The sequence below is a fragment of the Gammaproteobacteria bacterium genome (assembly GCA_028817255.1).
GTDB classification, from domain to species: domain Bacteria; phylum Pseudomonadota; class Gammaproteobacteria; order Porifericomitales; family Porifericomitaceae; genus Porifericomes; species Porifericomes azotivorans.
In genome coordinates this window covers 1-19513 of the sequence record JAPPQA010000005.1, presented here as the reverse complement: position 1 = coordinate 19513, position 19513 = coordinate 1, and the positions used below count along the sequence as shown (strand labels likewise).

Below are 19513 nucleotides of genomic sequence, written 5' to 3'. Positions count from 1 at the left end.
CGCCTCATTTTTCCCATCACTCCCCCCTTGAGGGGGAGTCGCAGCAGCCAAGCCGTCAGGCGCCGGCTGCTGCGGTGGGGGGTAAGCGGCCCTTGCGGTTCTCCTGGGCGGTGGGGCGTAGCAGGCGCTTTCGATGTTCCCCCCACCGGCGCGCCTTCGGGCTTGCGCCCTCGTCTTGCCGACTCCCCCTCAAGGGGGGAGCGATGCGAGAGAGAGCCGCTTTTCTTCCCCTCGATTGCGTAACGGCGCCTTCGCGCTCCCGGCGTCTTTCAGTTCTGGACGGGGCTGGGCTCCGCGGCGGCCTTGGCCGGGGCCTGCACCACCAGGAAGCGCTCCACCACCGCGGCCCCCACGCTGTCCCCCCAGACGTTGACCGCGGTGCGCAGGCGGTCGAGCAGCCAGTCCACCGTCAGCAACAGCCCGATCCCCTCCAGCGGCAGGCCCACCGCCGTGAGGACGATGATCATCGTCACCAGTCCCGCCTGCGGGATGCCCGCCGCTCCCACCGCGGCCAGGGTGGCGGTCAGGAAGATCAGGCACTGTTGCGTCAGGCTCATGTCAATCCCATAGACCTGCGCGATAAACATCGCCGCCACGGCCTCGTACAGGGCCGTGCCGTCCATGTTCATGGTGGCGCCCAGGGGCAGCACGAAACGCGCCGAGCGCGGGTCCACCTCCGCCATGGTCACGCAACGGATGGTCAGCGGCAGGGTGGCGGAGGAGCTGGCGGTGCCGAAGGCGGTGATCAGCGCCTGGGCCAGCGAATCCAGATAGCGCAGGCCGCGCCCGGACAAAAGGCGCAGGATGCAAAACAGCGCGCCGAAGTGGAGCAGCAGCCCCAGGGCCACGGTAACCATGTACCAGGCCAGCGCCTGCAGTTCGCGCAGGATTCCTTCCTGGCCGCCGGCCTGGCCCAGGCGGGCGGCGATCAGCGCGAATACGCCGAAGGGGGCCAGGTACATGATCCACTGCACCAGCGTCATCAGCGCCTCGTTGACGCCCTCGCAAAAGGCGATGACCGGCCGCCCCGACTCGCCCGCGCGCAACAGGGCGATGCCCAGAAACAGGCTGAACAGGATCACCGGCAACAGCTGGTTGCCCGCCGCCGCCCCCGCCAGGCTGGGCGCCACCATCTGCAGGAAGATGCCGGGAATGCCCTGTTCGGCCCGCTCCGCCGTGCCCGGCGGCGGCTCGGCGGCGGTGACGTTGGCGCCCGTTCCCGGCTCGATCAAGTTGACCAGAATCAGGCCCATCAGCACCGCCAGCGCCGTGGTGGAGGCGTAATACAGCACGGTGATGCCGCCGATTCGGCCCAGGCGGCCGGTGCCGCCCAAGCCGGCCACCCCGGTGATCACGGCCACGATCAGCAGCGGCACGATGGTCATTTTCAGCGCGTTCAGGAACAAGGTGCCCACCCAGGCGACGGATTGCATCGCCGGTCCCACGAACCAGCCGCACAGAATGCCGGCGGCGGCGCCAACCAGCAGGGCCCACAGCAGGGCGTGGCCTTGGCCTTCAGCCCTGGTCATCGGTGCCGGAGGGCAGGGGCGCCAGGATGGAGTGGCCGCAGTCCACGTAGAGCACTTGGCCGGTAATGGCGGCGGCCCGTTGCGAGCACAGGAAGGCGGCGGCGTTGCCGATGTCCTCCAGGGCGACGTTGCGCCGCAACGGCGCCGTCTCGGCCACGTGCGCGAGCAACCCGCGCAGCCCCGCGATCCCGGAGGCGGCCAGGGTGCGCACCGGGCCGGCGGAGATGGCGTTCACCCGGATCCCCCGCGGGCCGAGGTCGGCCGCCAGATAGCGCACGCTGGATTCCAGGGCGGCCTTGGCCACGCCCATCACGTTGTAGTGGGGCACGGCCTTGTCGGCGCCGAGATAACTCAGGGTCAGGGCGGCGGCGCCCGGCGCCAGCAGCGCCCGCCCGCCGGAGAGCAGCGCCGAGAAACTGTAGGCGCTGACCTCGCAGGCCTCGAGGAAGCCCCGGCGGTCCAGCCGCTCCAGGTAGCCGCCCTGCAACAGCTCGCGCGGGGCGTAGGCCAGGGAATGGACGATGACCTGCAATTGCCCCCAGTCCTGCCGCAACCGTTGGAATACTTCGGCGATGGCCTTGTCGTCGGTGACGTCGCAGGGATAGACCCGCTCCGCCGCCCCCAGCTCCGAGGCCAGCTTGCGGACCCGCTGCTCCAGCCGTTCTCCCTGGAAGGTAAAAGCCAGTTCGGCCCCCTCCCGCCGCAGGACGCGGGCAATGCCCCAGGCCAGCGAACGTTCGTTCGCGACCCCCGCGATCAGCGCGCGAGCGCCGGCCAGCATGGTCATATCGCCGCCATATCGCCGTATTCCCCCTTTCGATTCGCGCGCGGCCGGCGCCGCACTCCGGCATTGGCCGCGCATGAGGCTATAATTGCCCCCTCGCTATTATAGACGACGAACGTTATCCCGTTAGATGTCCCGTTGCCTTGCACATCGCCGCGCGCCCGCTGCCTGCCGGCCCGCCTGCCTGCCCGCCTGCCGGCTGCTCCTGTTGCCGCTGCTGTTGCCGGCGGGCGGCTGTACGGAAAGGCCCTGGAACGACCCGTATCCCTCGGCGCCGCCATTGGCGAATATCTTATACGACTCCTTTACCGAGCGCCCCAAGCATCTGGACCCGGCGCGCGCGTACAGCGCCGACGAATACCAATTCATCGCCCAGATCTACGAGCCGCCGCTGCAATACCATTTTTTGCACCGGCCCTACCGGCTGGCGCCCCTGGCCGCCGCGGAGATGCCGGTCGCGGAATACCTGGACGAGCAGGGTCGTCCGCTGCCCGCCTCGGCGCCGCCGGAGCGGATCGCGTACAGCCGCTACCGTATCCGCATCCGCGAGGGCATCCGCTATCAACCGCACCCGGCGCTGGCGCGGGACGCGGCAGGGCGCTTGCGCTTCCACCGGTTGCGGGCGCAAGACCTGCGCGACGTACACGCGCTGGCCGACTTTCCCGCCAGCGGCAGCCGCGAACTGAATGCCGGGGACTACGTATATCAGGTCAAGCGTCTGGCGCATCCTGCCACGCATTCGCCCATCGCCGGCCTGCTGTCGCGCTATATCGTCGGCTTCCGGGAGCTGGGCGAAACGCTGGGCAAGGAGGCGCAGCGGTTGGCGGCCGAGGGGGAGGCCGGGGGCTTTCAGGACCTGCGCCGCCATGAACTGGAGGGCGCGCGGCAGGTAGATCGCTACCGCTACGAGATTACCCTGCACGGCAGGTATCCGCAGTTTCTCTACTGGCTGGCCATGCCGTTTTTCTCCCCCATGCCCTGGGAGGCCGAGCGCTTCTACGCGCAGTCCGGGATGCAGGAACGCAACCTCGCGCTGGACTGGTATCCGCTCGGCACGGGACCGTTTCTGCTGGCCGAGAACAACCCCAACCGGCGCATGGTGTTGGAGCGCAATCCCAATTTTCGCGGCGAACCCTATCCCGCCGAGGGGGAACCGGAAGACCGCGGCCGCGGCTTCCTGGCCGACGCCGGGCGGCCGATGCCCTTCCTGGACCAGGCGATCTATACCCTGGAGAAAGAGGCTATCCCCGCCTGGAGCAAGTTCTTGCAGGGCTATTACGATGCCTCGGGGATCGTCTCCGACAGTTTCGACCAGGCGATCGAGGTCGGGGACCGGGGCGGCATCGGCCTCAGCGAGGAGATGCGGGCGCGGGGGATTGGCCTGCTGGTGGCGGTCACCCCCTCCAGTTACTACATGGGTTTCAATATGCGCGACCCGGTGGTGGGCGGCCGCGGGGAGCGCGCCCGCCGCCTGCGCCACGCGGTCGCCATCGCCGTGGACTACGAAGAATATGTTTCCATTTTTCTCAACGGCCGCGGCATCGTCGCCCAGGGGCCCATTCCTCCCGGGATTTTCGGTTATCTCGAGGGCGAACGGGGATTGAACCCCGTGACCCACTATTGGCGGGACGGCGCCGCGCGGCGGCGGCCCCTGGAGGACGCCCGGCGCTTGTTGGCCGAGGCCGGTTATCCCGAGGGGCGCGACCCCGCCACCGGGCGCCCGCTGGTGCTGTACTTCGACACCGTTGCCCGCGGTCCCGACTCCAAGGCGCGCTACGATTGGCTGGGCAAGCAGTTCGCCAAGCTGGGCATTCAACTCGTGGTGCGCGGCACGGACTACAACCGCTTCCGCGAAAAGATGCGCCAGGGCACGGCGCAACTGTTCCAGTGGGGCTGGAACGCCGATTACCCCGACCCCGAGAACTTCCTGTTCCTGCTCTACGGCCCCCATGCCAAGGTGGACTCGCAAGGGGAGAATTCCGCCAATTACGGCAATCCGGAATTCGACCGGCTGTTCGATCGGATGCGGGACATGGAGAACGGGCCGCAACGGCTGGAAATCATCGGCCAAATGACCGACCTTGTACGCCACGACGCGCCCTGGCTCTGGGGCTTCCATCCCAAGGCATTTTCGCTGCACCACGCCTGGTACGGCAACGCCAAACCGAATTTGATGGCGAACAACACCCTGAAATACCGCCGCGTGAATCCCGAGTTGCGGACGCAGGCGCGGCAGCGGTGGAACCGGCCGCTGCTGTGGCCGGTGTTGGCGCTGGCGGCGCTGCTGGCGGCCGTCGCCGTGCCTGCCGTGCGGCTGCACCGCGCCCGGGAGCGGGCCGTCGCCCGATGAGCGCGCCGCCCCCGGCCGCATACCCGCCGCCGCCGTTGCCGGCGCCCCGCCCCCGGAAGACGGTGCGGCCCCGGTGACGACCTACATCCTGCGGCGCATTCTGTATGCGGTGCCGATCCTGATCGGCGTCAACCTGATTACCTTCGCGCTGTTCTTCGTCGTCAACACGCCGGACGACATGGCGCGGATGCATCTGGGCGCCAAATACGAAGACGCCAGGGCCATCCAACAGTGGAAGCAATCCCTGGGCTACGACAAGCCCCTGCTGTGGAACGCCGACGCCGAGGGTCTCGCCCGGGTCACCGACACCATCTTCTATTCCAAGTCGGCGCGCTTGTTTCTGTTCGACTTCGGCAACTCCGACGGCGGCCGGCAGATCGGCTACGACATCCGCCAGCGGATGTGGCCCAGCCTGGCGATCGCCTTGCCCACTCTGCTGATCGGCCTTGCGATCAACATTGCCGTCGCGCTCTGCGTCGCGCTGTTCCGCGCCACCTTCCTGGATGTCGCGGCGGTTGCGCTCTGCGTCTTGATGATGTCCGTATCCGGGTTGTTCTACATCATCGGCGGCCAGTACCTGGGCGGGCGCATCCTGCAATTGGTCCCGATCTCCGGTTTCGACGCCGGCTGGGGCGGGCTGAAGTTTCTCGTCCTGCCGGTGCTGATCTCGGTGCTCCACGGCATCGGCTCCGGCGTCCGCTGGTACCGGACGATCTTTCTGGAGGAACTCGGCAAAGACTACGTGCGCACGGCGCGCGCCAAGGGTCTGGCCGAACACGCCGTCCTGTACCGGCACGTGCTCGGCAATGCCCTGGTGCCGATCCTGACCGGCGTGGTGGTGCTGCTCCCGCTGCTGTTCATGGGCAGCCTGATCACGGAATCCTTCTTTGGCATCCCGGGACTGGGGAGTTACACCATAGACGCCATCAATCGCCAGGACTTCGCCATCTTGCGGTCCATGGTTTTCCTGGGCTCGGTGCTCTACATCGCCGGGCTGCTGCTGACCGACATCTCTTACGTGCTGGCGGATCCGCGCATCCGCCTCGAGGGCTGAGGGCCGTGCCGAGCTGGTCGGAACTCGAGCTGCTGTGGAGCGACTGGCTGTTCCTGTCGCTGCTGGCGGCGCTGGTCGGCTATGTGCTGTATGTGCGCCGCCGCCGCCACCTGCGCGAGCCCTGGGCGAACGTGGCGCGCAGCCGGCTGGGCATGATGGGTGCGGTGGTGCTGAGCGCCTACCTGGCGGTCGGCTGCCTGGACTCGGTGCATTTCCGCCCCTCCGCCGATGCCGGCACGGACGCGCCGGGCAGCCCCGGCGAGTTATACAGCCTGTTCGATCTGCTGGCCGCGCCCCTGCGCCAGGGCACGGAAAAGACCTATTCGCCGCCGCTGGCCGCCTACCAGTACTCGCGGGAATTCGTAGATCGGCCCGGCGGCGGCCAGGATTACGTGTATCCGCGCCTGCGGCACGGCGGCGCCCACCTGGAATTCCCCGAACGCGAGCGCTGGCCGGACATCCTGGCCACCGGCGGCCGCGGCCTGTTGCAGGGGCTGCTCTGCTGGCTGGCGCTCTCGGCGCTGCTGATCGCCTGGCAGGCGCGGCGCGCGGGGCAGGGCTTTGCCGCCCGCTTCGCCGTCATCGTCCGGGGGCGCGGCCCCGTCCCGTGGCGCACGATCCTGCTGACCGCGGGCGCCCTGCTGTTGCTGGCCTTCCTGGGGGCGGCGCTGGGCGCCAAGTACCACCCCCTGGGCACGGACAAAGTGGGGGAAGACGTGCTGTACCAGGCCCTCAAGAGCATCCGCACCGGGCTGCTGATCGGCACGGCGACCACCCTGATCATGCTGCCCTTCGCGCTGATCCTGGGCGTCGCCGCCGGCTACTTCCGCGGCTGGATTGACGACATCGTGCAATACCTCTACATCACCCTGGCCTCGATCCCGGGCGTTTTGCTGATCGCCTCCGCGATCCTGATGGCCCAGGTCTATATGCAGGCGCATGCCGACCAATTCGCCAGCGCCGCGCAGCGGGCCGACCTGCGCCTGCTGCTGGTTTGCCTGATCCTGGGGGTCACCAGTTGGACCAGCCTGTGCCGGCTGTTGCGCGGCGAGGCGCTCAAGCTGCGCGAGATCGAGTTCGTGCAGGCGGCGCAGGCCTTCGGGGTCGGCCACTTCGCCATCCTGGCGCGCCATATCCTGCCCAACGTGATGCACATCGTACTGATCCTGCTGGTGCTGGACTTCAGCGCCCTGGTGTTGGCCGAGGCCGTGCTCTCCTACGTCAACATCGGGGTGGACCCCGGCACCGAGAGCTGGGGCAACATGATCAACCGCGCCCGGCTGGAGCTGGCGCGCGAGCCCGTAGTCTGGTGGTCGCTGGCCGCCGCCTTCGCGTTCATGCTGGGTCTGGTGCTGGCCGCCAACCTGTTTGCCGACGCCGTGCGCGACGCCTTCGACCCTCGTCTGCGGGGCGGCGAATAGGCCCATGCTTGCCGCCGCCGCCACCGCCGCCGCCGCCCGCTGCCGTTCGCGGCTCGTCGCGGGCCCAAGCCCGCGGGGGGGCGGCGCATGAGCGCGCCGCCCGGGCCCCAGGAGACGGCGGTCAAGGCGGCGGCCAAGGCGGCGGCCGAGGCGCCGTTGCTGCAAATCGCTTCCCTCTCCATCGCCTTTGGCGACGGCCGGGAAGCAAGCGCCTTTGCCGTCCGCGACCTGCGCCTGGAAGTTCGGCGCGCCGAGACCCTGGCCCTGCTGGGCCAGTCCGGCAGCGGCAAAACGATCGCCGCCCTCGCCGTCACGCGCCTGTTGCCGCCCGCGGCGCGGCTGGCGGCGGGCAGCGTCCGTTTTGACGGCCGGGAATTGCTGGCGCTGCCGGAACGGGACATGCGCCTGGTGCGCGGCCGCCGCATCGCCATGATCTTCCAGGAGCCGCAGAGTTCGCTGAACCCGGTGCTGTCCATCGGCCGGCAGATCGGCGAAGTCCTGCGCCTGCACCGCGGATTGCGGGGCCGCGCCCTGCGCGAGCGGACCCTGGAGTTGCTGGACGCCGTGCGCATTCCCGAGCCGCGGCGCCGCATCGCGGAGTACCCGCATCAGCTTTCCGGCGGCATGAAGCAACGGGCGATGATCGCGATCGCCCTGGCGGGAGAGCCGGAACTGCTGATCGCGGACGAACCCACCACCGCCCTGGACGTCACTATCCAGGCGCAGATCCTGGAACTGCTGGAGGAATTGCGCCGGCGCACCGGCATGGCCGTCTTGTTTATCACCCACGACCTGGGGGTGGCGGCGCAGGTCGCCGACCGCGTGGCGGTGATGAAGGACGGCCACGTCGTGGAAACGGCGGCGCGGGACCGTTTTTTCGCCGCCCCCGAGCACCCTTACTCCCGCGAACTATTCGCCGCCTTGCCCGCGCGCCTCGGGCGCCGCCGCCCCGGAGACGCGCCGGGCGCCGCCGAGGGAGCGCCGCAACGCCCCCGCTCCGGGGACGCGGGGAACGGGGCGGACCGTTCCCCGCCGGCGGCATCCTCCCTGTTGGAGGTGCGGGATCTCAAAGTGCACTTCCCCATCCGCCGCGGCGTATTCCGCCGCCAGGTCGGCCACGTGGCCGCCGTGGACGGCGTCTCGCTGACCGTGCCCGAGGGCCGCACCCTGGCGCTGGTGGGCGAATCCGGCTCCGGCAAGACCACCCTGGGGCGCGGCGTCCTGCAACTTGCGCGGCCCACCGCGGGCAGCGTGCGCTTCGCCGGCATGGAATTAACGCAAATGCGCGGCGCCGCCCTGCGCCGCTTGCGCGCCGGGCTGCAAGTCATTTTTCAAGACCCCTACGCCTCCATGAACCCGCGCATGACGATCGCCGATATCGTGGACGAAGGGATGCGCGCCCAGGGCATCGGCGGCTCCTACGCGGCGCGCATGGCCCGTGTGGACCGCCTGCTGGAGCAGGTACGGTTGGACCCCGCGCACAAATACCGTTATCCGCACGAATTCTCGGGCGGCCAGCGCCAGCGCATCTGCATTGCCCGTGCCCTGGCCGTGGGGCCGCGGCTGCTGATCTGCGACGAGCCCACCAGTTCCCTGGACGTGTCGGTGCAATCGCAGATCCTCAAACTGCTGCTCGAGTTGCAAGAACGCCTGGGGCTCTCCTACCTGTTCATCACTCACGACCTGGGCGTCGTGGAATACCTGGCGGACGAGGTGGCGGTTATGTACCGGGGGCGCCTGGTAGAGCATGGCCCTACCGAACGGGTTCTGAGCCGCCCCCGGCATTCTTATACGCAGCGGCTGCTCGCCGCGGTGCCCAGGGTGCCCGGCGACGACTGACGCGCCGCCGTCTCCCGCCGCCCCAGCCCGCTGTTGCGGATTAGGGGAGAGAGGCCGCCTGATTGGGCTCATACGGTGGCGCCATACAGCAGTGGACATATCGTCTTCGGGGCACTATAATTCCCCGCCTTGTTGCGCTTCCGCAACAACGGGGCGCGGAGGTTCGCGTAGGAGGCAGCTATATGAATCCTTTGGATTCCATTCCGGGCACTATCGTAGCGGGCATTGTTCTGTCGTTCCTGTTGGCTTACCTGGCCAAGGTGCTGATCGGCGGGTAACGAACTGCAGGCGCGACCAGAGAGACGATTAGGGGGAGCCAATGGAAGAGTTACAAGTCATGCAGGCAATGTGGCGCTGGCTGCATTTTCTGGCGGGGATCACGTGGATCGGCCTGCTGTATTATTTCAACTTCGTGCAAGTCCCGGCCATGGCGGCGGCTACGGCCGACAAGGACGGACCCGGCCCCGCCGCTATCGGCAAATATGTGGCGCCCCGGGCGTTGCTGTGGTTTCGCTGGGCGGCGCTGGTGACCTGGCTTTCCGGGGCGGCCTACCTGGGGCATAAGGGGCTGTTCCTGGAGTCCTTCCTGTTGGGGGCCGGCGCGGAGGACGGGGACAAGTACTACGCGGTGACGATCGGCATGGGCGCCTGGCTGGGCACGATCATGCTGCTCAATGTGTGGGGGCTGATCTGGCCGAACCAGAAGAGGGTCCTGGGGATCGTGGCAGCCGACGAGGCCGAGAAGGCGCGCGCGAAGCGGGTCGCCTTTTTGGCGTCCCGGACCAACACCCTGCTCTCTTTGCCTTTGCTGATGTTCATGGGCGCCGCTTCCCACGGTTTGCCGCTGCCGCTCTAAGGGCGCTCCAGGGCAGACGGCCCCAGGTATTCTTCCGGCATCTTTTCTATTTGCCGTCCGTGTGATGGGCGTCGCTCTCCCGTTTCCGCTATTTTCTCCAAGGAGATGCAAGATTCCCTGATGAGTTGCTATCGCCCTCTGCCAGTGGCTTTCGAGAGCGGGGCCGGGGCGTGGCTGCGGGCGGAGGACGGGCGGCGCTACCTGGATGCCGTCGGCGGGCTTGCCGTTTGCGGCCTCGGGCACTCTCACCCCCGGGTGACGGCGGCCCTTGTCGAACAGGCCGGGCGGCTGCTTCATACCTCCAATCTGTACCGTATTCCTTTGCAGCATCGGCTGGCCGCGCGGCTGGCCGGTTTGAGCGGGATGGAACGGGCCTTCTTTTGCAATTCCGGCGCCGAGGCGAATGAGGCGGCGATCAAGTTGGCGCGGCTGTACGGGATCTCCGTTAAGGGGATGGCCGAGCCCCGGATCGTCGTTGCGGAGGGGGCCTTTCATGGCCGTACTTTGGGGGCGTGGAGCGCGTCGCTGCGGCCGGGCTTCGGCCCGTTGATCCCCGGTTTCCTGCAGGTTCCCTATGGCGACTCCGCGGCTCTGGAGCGATTGCAGGCGCGCGCCGAAGTCGTGGCGGTGCTGTTGGAGCCGTTGCAGGGCGAGGGCGGCGTGCGGATGCCGCCGCCGGGGTATCTGCGCGAGGTGCGCCGGATTTGCGACCGGCAGGGGTGGTTGCTGTTGCTGGACGAGGTACAGACCGGGATGTGCCGCACGGGGCGTTGGTTCGCCTACCAGCACGAAGAGATCCTTCCGGATGTGCTTGCCTTGGCCAAGGGGCTGGGCAATGGAATGCCCATCGGGGCTTGCCTGGCGCGCGGGGCGGCGGCGAAATTGTTCGCCCCCGGCAGCCACGGCTCCACCTTTGGCGGCAATCCTCTGGCAATGCGGGTCGCGCTGGCCGTCTTGGACGTGTTGGAGGAAGAACGGCTGGCCGCTCGCGCCGCTGCGTTGGGCAAGCGGTTGTCGGCGCGCCTGCGGGATGGATTGGGGGATTGTCCCGGGGTGCGGGAGATTCGCGGCATGGGCTTGATGATCGGCATCGAATTGGACCGGGAATGCCGGGATTTGTCGGCGCGCGCCTTGCAGGAAGGCATGTTGCTGAATGTGGCCGCGGGCCGGGTCGTGCGGCTGTTGCCGCCTCTGATTCTGACGGACGAGGAAGCGGACCGTATCGCGGACTGCGTGATTCGATTGCTGCGGTCTTTTTGTTCTCCTTCATGACCGGGAGGCCGGGGAGCTTGCCGTGAAGGTGCGACATTTTCTGCGGTTAAACGATTGCAGCCCCGGCGAGTTGCAGAACCTGCTTGCGCGGGCGGCGCAGTTGAAGGCCGATGCCGGCCGGGGGAAGCATTCCACCGCTTTGGCCGGGCGGACGCTGGCGATGCTCTTTGAGCAGGCCTCTACGCGGACGCGGGTTGCCTTTGAGGTGGCCACGCTGCAGTTGGGCGGCCATGCCATTTTTCTGTCTTCCCGGGATACGCAGCTCGGCCGCGGCGAATCGTTGGCGGATACCGCCCGGGTATTGTCCCGCATGGTGGATGCCCTTCTGCTCCGGGTGCGCTCCCACGACGACCTGCTGCGGTTCGCCGAATATTCCCGGGTTCCGGTGATCAACGGATTATCCGATGCCTTTCATCCCTGCCAGGTGCTGGCGGATATGCTGACTTACAGGGAACACCGGGGCGACATTTGCGGCAGGCTGGTCGCTTGGCTGGGAGACGGCAGCAACGTATGCCAATCGTATATCAATGCCTCCCGGCAGTTCGATTTCCGGCTGCACCTTGCCTGTCCTCCCGGATACCGGCCTGTTGCGGAACTGCTGCAAGATCATTCCGACCGCGTGCGGGTATTCGAGGACCCCGTTGCCGCGGTGCGCGGCGCGGATCTGGTGGTGACCGATGCCTGGGTGAGCATGGGGCGGGAAGAGGATAGAGAGCGCCGCCGCCTGGAGCTGCGGCCCTACCAGGTAAGCGCGGCGCTCATGGCGCAGGCCGATCCGCGGGCCCTGTTCATGCATTGCCTGCCGGCGTACCGCGGCGAAGAAGTGGTCGCCGAGGTTTTCGATGGTCCGCGGAGCGTGGTCTGGGACGAGGCCGGCAATCGCCTGCATACGCAGAAGGCGCTGTTGGAATTCCTGTTCGACGGACAACGATAGTGCCTGCCCCTTCCAGCGGCGGGGCCTGGCGCCCGATCTACTGCTAGACTGGCGGCCATGCGCTTTTTGCTGAGCAATGACGACGGCTATCTGGCGCAGGGGCTTGAGGTTCTGGCCCGGGCGTTGTCTTCCCTGGGAGAGGTCACGGTGGTCGCGCCGGACCGTGACCGCAGCGGCGCCAGCAATTCTCTGACCCTGGATATGCCGCTGCGGGTACAGGAGGCGCGCAACGGCTTTTATTATCTGAACGGCACTCCGACCGATTGCGTGCATTTGGCGCTTACCGGCCTATTGCCCGAGGAGCCGGATATGGTGATTAGCGGCATTAACTCCGGCGCCAACCTGGGGGACGACGTGTTGTACTCGGGCACGGTGGCGGCGGCGATGGAGGGGCGCTTCCTTGGCCGCCCGGCGATAGCGGTTTCGCTGGTCAGCGAAGGAGATGCGCGCTATTTCGATACCGCGGTCCAGGTGGTGTTGCGACTGTTGGAGAGGCTGCGCAGCGACCCGCTCTCTTCGGATACCCTGCTGAACGTCAATATACCGGATCTCCCTTTCCAGCAGCTTACCGGATACGAAGCGACCCGCCTCGGCCACCGGCACCGCTCGGAGCCGGCCGTTCGTACCCGGGATCCGCGGTCGCGCACGATCTACTGGGTGGGGGCGGTGGGCTCGGAAGAAGATGGCGGACCGGGTACGGACTTCCATGCCGTCGCCGCCGGCAGAGTCTCTCTTACCCCGTTGCAGATTGATTTGACGCGCCATAGCCAGTTAGAAGGGCTGGGCGCCTGGGTGCGGCATTTTGCCGGGCATGGCAAAGAGTAAGGACCTGCCCGGCACGGGCTTGACCTCGCAACGGGCGCGGGACCGCTTGGTCGCTCGGTTGGCCGCCATGGGCATTCGCTCCCGGGAGGTATTGGATGCCATCGGTACGGTTCCCCGGCATATTTTCGTGGACGAGGCGTTGCAGGGCCGTGCCTATGACAATTCGGCCCTGCCGATCGGCTACCATCAGACCATTTCCCAGCCTTATATCGTGGCCCGGATCATGGAAGCGCTGTTGACGATTCGTAAGGCGGAACGAGTTTTGGAGGTGGGTACGGGGTGCGGCTACCAGACCGCTATCCTGGCATGTCTTGCGCGACAAGTATTCAGTATCGAGCGGATTTCCGCATTATTGAGCCGGGCGCGCGCGAACTTGGGCCTGCTCGAGATGAGGAACACGCACCTCAAGTACGGCGACGGCAGCCGGGGCTGGTTGAGTCATTCCCCCTATGACGGCATTGTCGTCTCTGCCGCGTTCCCCGATATCCCCGAGGAACTGCTGGGACAGTTGGTTGTGGGAGGGCGCTTGATTGCCCCCGTGGAACGCGGGAAAGGTCAGCGCCTGTTGCGGGTCGTGCGCACCGCGGAGGGGTACCGGGAAACGGAATTGGACTGGGTGAGCTTCGTGCCGATGCGCAGGGGGGTCGGTTGAAGAGACCGCATCGGGCGCTGGTTCTTGCCGCTCTGCTGTGCGGGGCGGGTTGCATGGCGCCGGGGCCGGCGCCGGTCGTAGATTCCTCCCGGCCGCGGGATGCCGCGCCGCCGCCCGCCCACTCGCCGCGGACCCCTTCGCCGCCGTTGCAGAAGGCGGCGCCCGCGGTTCCGCTCCGGTACTTGGTGCGCCGCGGCGACACCCTGTATGCGATCGCCTGGCGTCATGCGCTGGATTATCGCGATATAGCGGCATGGAATCGTCTGCAGCCGCCCTATGTTATTTACGCGGGCCAGCAATTGCGGTTGCGCCCGTCCAGGAGCCCCGTCGTTCCTTCGCCGCCGGTTCGCGCCCGGCAACCGGTCCAGGCCGAGAAACGGATTGTGCCGGCGCCGCCGTTACGGCAGTCGGCCGCCCGGAAGGGGCCGATCCGCTGGGGTTGGCCCACCAAGGGAAAACTGCTGAAGGTAGAATCACTTACGGCGCGATCCGGCCTGAGTATCGGAGGCCGCCTGGGACAGCGGGTGCAGGCCTCGGCGGACGGGGAAGTGGTATATAGCGGCAGTGGACTTTTAGGTTACGGCAAGCTTATCATCATAAAACATAACGAGAAATTCCTGAGCGCATACGGCCATAACAGCGAATTGCTGGTCAAAGAAGGAGACCGGGTGCGCTCGGGACAACAGATTGCGAGGATGGGCAAGGCGGTGAACGGCGATGTCATGTTGCACTTTGAGATTCGCGAGAAGGGCAAGCCGATCGACCCATTGAAGTATTTGCCTAAGATTTCCACTTGACATATTGTAATATATGGTAAAATACAGTTCTGTTCAGGGCAGGTTGCGGAGAGGGCCAGGGAATGATGGACAAGATAGGGTCAAGGCTGGAGGGGAGTCTCTAGTTGGCCAAATTGCGACAATCATGAGCGAAGGGCTGAATTCGGAGGGTTTGCGCAACGGCGCGGCGCCGCTTGGCGGCGGCGGCGGAGAACTTGACGCCACGTACCTGTACCTGAGTCAGGTGGGGTTTTCCCCGCTGCTGACCCCGGAAGAGGAAGTGGACTACGGGCGGCGCGTCAGGCGAGGGGACAAAGAAGCGCGCCGGCGCATGATTGAGAGCAACCTGCGGCTGGTGGTGAAGATCGCCAAACGCTACGGCAATTGCGGCCTTCCTCTGTTGGACCTGATCGAGGAGGGGAATATCGGCCTGATTCGCGCGGTCGAGAAATTCGACCCGAACCGGGGATTCCGTTTTTCTACCTACGCCACCTGGTGGATACGCCAGTCCGTCGAGCGCGCCTTGATGAACCAGTCGCGCACGGTGCGCCTTCCCGGACATGTAGTAAAAGAGATCAACGAATGCAAGCGGGCCGCCCGCCTTTTGGCCCAGGGCTGTAATCAGGAACCCCGGCTCTACGATGTGGCCAAGCGGGTGCGAAAATCGGTAGGCGAGGTGGACAGGCTTTTCGGGTTGTGCGAGCCGGTCTCCTCGATCACCGCCCCTCTGGCGGCCGATAACGAGAATGGCAAGTCTTTGCTGGATACCTTGCCTGACCAGAACAGCCGCGATCCTTTTTTTCTGTGGCAGGACTGTAGCGTAAAGCAATGCATTGAGAAGCTGCTGTCCGGGCTCAGCAAGAGGGAGCGCATCGTTATGGAGCGGCGCTTCGGGCTATGTAACTCGGCTACCGCCACCTTGGAGGAGATCGGCTGCGAATTGGGGGTCACCCGGGAACGGGTGCGCCAGATTCAGATGGAGGCGCTGGGTCGGCTGCGCAAGATGATGCGGCAAAACGGCGTTTCGTTCGGCGCCCTGGCGGCGGACGAGTGAGGCGTCATTCGATCATCAGCAGGGCCGCGGCGACGCGCCGGCCTTCGCTTGCCAGAACATTGTAGCTGCGGCAGGCCGCTCCGGTATCCATGACTTCCACACCGATGCCGGCGCCGGCCAGAGGGGATAATATCCCGGAGGCGGGGAAGCGCAACTGGCCGCCGGTCCCCAGGATTACGCACTCCGGTTCGAGCGTGAGGAGGATGCGGAAGTGCGTCTCCTCCAGGCTGTCGAAGCCGCGAGGCGGCCAATCCCGCAGCAACCGATCCGGCGTGACGATCAACGAGTTATGGAAGTCTTCTTCGTTGACCGTGACTGCGCCGCGGCGATAAGAGCGGATTTGATTCTTGTCGGCGGGCGCGATATCCAGTTCGAACTTCATCGTCTTTCATTATAAGGGCTTACCCTGGTATTTTCCCTTGCCGGCCAGCGAGGGCCGCGAACGAGCATGAGCGTGCAACCAAGAATGATCTTGTTGGGCCCCCCCGGTTCCGGCAAGGGCACTCAGGCGGAGTTGCTGATTGCGAAGTACGGCATTCCGCAGATCTCTACCGGGGACATGCTCCGGGCCGCGGTGCAGGCCGGCGGCGCTTTGGGCAGGGATGTGGAGGGCATGATGCGTGCCGGGGAGTTGGTGCCGGATGCGTTGATCCTGCGCCTGATTCGGGAGCGATTGGGCGCGGAAGACTGCGCCGCGGGGTATTTGTTCGACGGCTTCCCCCGCACGATAGCGCAGGCGGATGGACTCCGGGAGGCAGGCATCGGCATCGCGCAGGTGCTCCTTATCCGCGTTGACGACGAGGAAATCGTGCGGCGTCTTGCCGGCAGGCGGATTCACCCCGCTTCCGGGCGGGTCTATCATTTGCGGAATCATCCCCCGCGCCGCGCGGGGCTTGACGACATTACCTCGGAGCCTCTGGTGCAGCGTCCCGATGACCGCGAGGAAACGGTGCGCCGGCGGCTACAGGTATATCATGAGTGGACGGAGCCTCTTTTCGACTACTATCGCACCTGGTCGGCGTCCGCGGGCGAAGACGGACCGCGTTGCCTGGAAATGGACGGAATGCGGTCCATCGCCTGCGTCGGCGCAGAGATCGATCGTTGGCTGCAACAAGGGAGGGGGCCCGCTCCGGCGGGGCCTGCTCCAACCCCCTGAAGGCTCATATGGATGGGACGGTCCCCTTGCGCGTATGCTCCCAGCGCGCTGCCGCTGCCATGGCCGCACTGGGCGCTCCACCCCTTTTCTCGCAGCCGCGGCGGCCCCGTGCGCGCCCCCCGTGCGCGCCCCCTTGTGACTTTTCGCGCGGATGGGTTAGAATACCGCGCGATGATTTTCCGAAGCGCGTTGCCCCAAAAGCCCGAAAGTTCCCCGGTGCGGAACTTGCCGTAAGTCCGTGTCTTTATCCAGCGACCAGAAGTCCGAGCTTATGCGCAAGTACCGGCGCTCCGATGCGGACACCGGCTCTCCAGAGGTGCGGGTGGCTTTGTTGACCGCTCGCATCAATGGATTGGAGGAACATTTCAAGCGGCACAAGAAGGACCACCACTCCCGCGAGGGCTTGTTGCGGATGGTCAGTCGGCGGCGACGCCTGCTGAATTACCTCAAGAAAGACGACCTCGGCCGCTACCGCGACTTGATCGGGAGCTTGGGGCTGCGCAGATAAGCGGCGGGAAACGGGATTCGCAACGGCATAGCCGGTAGCGACGACGTCTTGGGCGCCGGCGCGCCGGCCACTTGGCAAGGACGCAACCGAGGGGGGTGTAATGAACAAACCGATACGCAGAGAGTTTCCTTATGGCCGTCACCAAGTCGTTCTGGAGACGGGGCGGCTGGCGCGCCAGGCAGACGGGGCGGCGCTGGTCAGCATAGCCGACACGGTAGTGCTGGCCACCTGCGTCGCCAGAAGAGAGCCGGACCCGGGGCGGGATTTTTTCCCGTTGACCGTGGATTACCAGGAGCGCACGTATGCCGCCGGCAAGATTCCCGGCGGGTTCTTCCGGCGCGAGGGGCGCCCCAGCGAGAAGGAGATTCTGACCTCGCGCCTGATTGACCGGCCGTTACGCCCGCTGTTTCCCAAGGGGTTTCGCAACGAGGTGCAGATCATTGCCACCGTGTTATCCCTGGATCCGCGGGTGGACCCGGATATTCCGGCGCTGATCGGCGCCTCCGCCGCTGTCGCCTTGGCGGGGGTTCCCTTCCGCGGGCCGGTGGGAGCGGCACGGATCGGCTATCGGGGCGGCGAGTTCCTGCTCAATCCCGCATTTGCCGAGCTCGAGACTTCCGAGTTGGATTTGATCGTGGCGGGCACCCGCGACTCGGTTTTGATGGTCGAGTCCGAAGCCCGCGAATTGCCGGAAGAGACCATGTTGAAATCGGTGCTGCACGGCCACCGGGAAATGCAGGTCGTGATCGAGAATATCCGCGACCTGGCGGAGGCCGCGGGGACGAAACCCTGGGAGTGGCAAGCGCCGGCGCCGGAGCAGCAATTGGTGGAGGCGGTGGAGCAGCGCGGCGGCGAGGCGTTGCGGCAGGCATATGCCGTGCGCGACAAGCTGGAGCGGCGGGAGCGCCTGCGGCAGGTGCGGGCCGAATTGCTCGCGTCCCTTGCGGAGGGAGAGGAGAGCGGCGAGGCGCCGGCGCAGGCGGGCGCCGCGATCGGGGCGCTGGAGCGGGATTCGGTGCGCCAGACCATCCTGGCCGGCGGCGCCCGAATTGACGGCCGCCGCCCGGACGAGATCCGGGAGATCGGCGTGGAGGTGGGAATGTTGCCGCGCACCCACGGCTCCGCCTTGTTTACCCGCGGCGAGACGCAGGCCCTGGTGGTCAGCACTATCGGCACCGACCGCGACTCGCAGATCGTGGACGCCATTGAGGGCGAGTACCGGGACCCCTTTATGCTCCATTACAACTTTCCGCCTTTCTGCGTGGGCGAAACCGGGCGCATGATGGGGCCCCGTCGGCGCGAGATCGGCCATGGGCGCCTGGCCAAGCGCAGCATGCGGGCCGTGATGCCGAGCCATGAGCGCTTCCCCTACGTGATCCGCATCGTCTCCGAGATTACCGAGTCCAACGGCTCCAGTTCGATGGCGACGGTCTGCGGCGCCAGCCTGTCCCTGATGGATGCCGGCATCCCGATCCGGGGGCTGGTCGCCGGGGTTGCCATGGGGCTGATCAAGGAGGAAGAGCGCTTCGTGGTGCTTTCCGACATCATGGGCGACGAGGACCACCTGGGAGATATGGACTTCAAGGTGGCGGGCACCGCCCAGGGGGTTACCGCCCTGCAAATGGACATCAAGATTGACGGCGTCTCCGAGGAGGTGATGCGCCGCGCCCTGGATCAGGCGCACGAGGGCCGGATGTTTATCCTGGAGCGCATGAAGCAGGTGTTGGGTCAGCCGCGCGAAGAGATCTCCAAGTACGCGCCGCGCGTCGCCACCATGAAGATCAACCCCGAGAAGATTCGCGACGTGATCGGCAAGGGAGGCACGACCATACGCGCGCTCACCGAGTCCACCGGCACGGTCATCAATGTAGAGGACGACGGCACGATCAAGATCTTTTCGTCCGATGTTACGGCCGCCGACAAGGCGCGCGAGCAGATCGAGCGGCTGACCGCCGACATTGAAGTGGGGAGGATTTACGAAGGCCGGGTCTCCAAGCTGATGGACTTCGGCGCCTTTGTCAACATCCTTCCGGGACGGGACGGCTTGGTGCACATCTCGCAGATCTCCGACGAGCGGGTGGAGCAAGTCAGCGACTGGCTAAGCGAAGGGGAGACGGTCAAAGTGAAGGTCCTGGAGATTGACCGGCAGGGGCGGGTGCGCCTGAGCATGAAGGCGATCCAGGAATAGGGGACTGCTCCGGCGGAACCCCTTCCCATCGCTCCCCCCTTTACACCTTGAGGGGGAGCCTAGGCGGCACTTGCGGTTTCCCTGGGCGGTGGGGGTGTAGGAGGCGCTTTAGGTGCTCCCCCCACCGGCGCGACTTCGGGCTGGCGCCCTCGTCTTGCCGACTCCCCCTCAAGGGGGGAGTGATGCGTACGAAACAGGCCGTGTAAAAACTCTAAAATCCAGAGCCGCACGAAAAACTACCCACTGGCATGGCAAATATCCGCCATTCCCGCGCAGGCGGGAATCCAGCGTATAAAGCGCGCGCTTCGCGCTCCT

The 19513-nt window shown here is 66.3% G+C and carries 17 protein-coding genes; 14 read left to right on the top strand and 3 right to left on the bottom strand.

What is annotated here, in order from left to right:
* Positions 1 to 269 precede the first annotated feature (269 nt).
* Both OXU43_00240 and OXU43_00235 read right to left on the bottom strand, forming a co-directional pair.
* Positions 270 to 1529 (bottom strand): dicarboxylate/amino acid:cation symporter, encoded by a 1260-nt coding sequence (locus tag OXU43_00240; protein ID MDD9823610.1) that lies wholly within the window; start codon positions 1527 to 1529, stop codon positions 270 to 272.
* Positions 1516 to 2316, bottom strand: a complete 801-nt coding sequence (locus OXU43_00235) for an enoyl-ACP reductase (protein MDD9823609.1) — start codon at positions 2314 to 2316, stop codon at positions 1516 to 1518. The genes OXU43_00240 and OXU43_00235 overlap by 14 nt, the downstream gene beginning before the upstream one ends.
* Positions 2317 to 2443: 127 nt before the next feature.
* Here OXU43_00235 and OXU43_00230 point away from each other — a divergent pair, with 127 nt between their 5' ends.
* From OXU43_00230 to rpoS, 11 genes are all read left to right on the top strand, one after another.
* The gene (locus OXU43_00230; protein ID MDD9823608.1) at positions 2444 to 4663 is read left to right on the top strand and encodes an ABC transporter substrate-binding protein; all 2220 of its coding nucleotides are present in this window, start codon (positions 2444 to 2446) and stop codon (positions 4661 to 4663) included.
* Between the two features lie 73 nt (positions 4664 to 4736).
* Positions 4737 to 5717 (top strand): ABC transporter permease, encoded by a 981-nt coding sequence (locus tag OXU43_00225; GenBank protein MDD9823607.1) that lies wholly within the window; start codon positions 4737 to 4739, stop codon positions 5715 to 5717.
* A gap of 5 nt (positions 5718 to 5722) precedes the next feature.
* Positions 5723 to 7138: an ABC transporter permease gene (locus OXU43_00220; protein ID MDD9823606.1), complete on the top strand. Its 1416-nt coding sequence runs from the start codon at positions 5723 to 5725 to the stop codon at positions 7136 to 7138.
* 87 nt (positions 7139 to 7225) lie between these two features.
* A complete protein-coding gene (locus tag OXU43_00215) occupies positions 7226 to 8977 on the top strand; it encodes an ABC transporter ATP-binding protein (GenBank protein MDD9823605.1) in 1752 nt (583 codons plus the stop codon).
* A 319-nt stretch (positions 8978 to 9296) separates the two neighbouring features.
* Positions 9297 to 9833, top strand: coding sequence for a urate hydroxylase PuuD (locus tag OXU43_00210; protein ID MDD9823604.1), 537 nt, complete (start codon positions 9297 to 9299; stop codon positions 9831 to 9833).
* Between the two features lie 105 nt (positions 9834 to 9938).
* Positions 9939 to 11105: an aspartate aminotransferase family protein gene (locus OXU43_00205; protein MDD9823603.1), complete on the top strand. Its 1167-nt coding sequence runs from the start codon at positions 9939 to 9941 to the stop codon at positions 11103 to 11105.
* 22 nt (positions 11106 to 11127) lie between these two features.
* Positions 11128 to 12039: an ornithine carbamoyltransferase gene (argF, locus tag OXU43_00200; GenBank protein MDD9823602.1), complete on the top strand. Its 912-nt coding sequence runs from the start codon at positions 11128 to 11130 to the stop codon at positions 12037 to 12039.
* Between the two features lie 57 nt (positions 12040 to 12096).
* Positions 12097 to 12864, top strand: coding sequence for a 5'/3'-nucleotidase SurE (gene surE / locus OXU43_00195; protein ID MDD9823601.1), 768 nt, complete (start codon positions 12097 to 12099; stop codon positions 12862 to 12864).
* Positions 12851 to 13516, top strand: coding sequence for a protein-L-isoaspartate(D-aspartate) O-methyltransferase (locus OXU43_00190; GenBank protein MDD9823600.1), 666 nt, complete (start codon positions 12851 to 12853; stop codon positions 13514 to 13516). Before surE ends, OXU43_00190 begins: the two co-directional genes overlap by 14 nt.
* Complete coding sequence (locus tag OXU43_00185; protein MDD9823599.1) at positions 13513 to 14313, top strand: peptidoglycan DD-metalloendopeptidase family protein; 801 nt, start codon at positions 13513 to 13515, stop codon at positions 14311 to 14313. Before OXU43_00190 ends, OXU43_00185 begins: the two co-directional genes overlap by 4 nt.
* 124 nt (positions 14314 to 14437) lie before the next feature.
* Complete coding sequence (gene rpoS / locus OXU43_00180; GenBank protein MDD9823598.1) at positions 14438 to 15346, top strand: RNA polymerase sigma factor RpoS; 909 nt, start codon at positions 14438 to 14440, stop codon at positions 15344 to 15346.
* 4 nt (positions 15347 to 15350) lie between these two features.
* On the opposite strand, the gene OXU43_00175 is transcribed toward rpoS, so the two are convergent.
* Positions 15351 to 15728: an Mth938-like domain-containing protein gene (locus tag OXU43_00175; GenBank protein MDD9823597.1), complete on the bottom strand. Its 378-nt coding sequence runs from the start codon at positions 15726 to 15728 to the stop codon at positions 15351 to 15353.
* A gap of 66 nt (positions 15729 to 15794) precedes the next feature.
* Between OXU43_00175 and adk the strand changes: the two genes are divergently transcribed.
* The 3 genes from adk to pnp all read left to right on the top strand — a co-directional run bounded on the left by adk (position 15795) and on the right by pnp (position 19198).
* Entirely contained in the window at positions 15795 to 16502 is a 708-nt protein-coding gene (gene adk, locus OXU43_00170; protein ID MDD9823596.1) for an adenylate kinase, read from the top strand.
* A 238-nt stretch (positions 16503 to 16740) separates the two neighbouring features.
* Entirely contained in the window at positions 16741 to 17010 is a 270-nt protein-coding gene (rpsO, locus tag OXU43_00165) for a 30S ribosomal protein S15 (GenBank protein ID MDD9823595.1), read from the top strand.
* A 100-nt stretch (positions 17011 to 17110) separates the two neighbouring features.
* Positions 17111 to 19198: a polyribonucleotide nucleotidyltransferase gene (gene pnp / locus OXU43_00160; GenBank protein ID MDD9823594.1), complete on the top strand. Its 2088-nt coding sequence runs from the start codon at positions 17111 to 17113 to the stop codon at positions 19196 to 19198.
* Positions 19199 to 19513 lie beyond the last annotated feature (315 nt).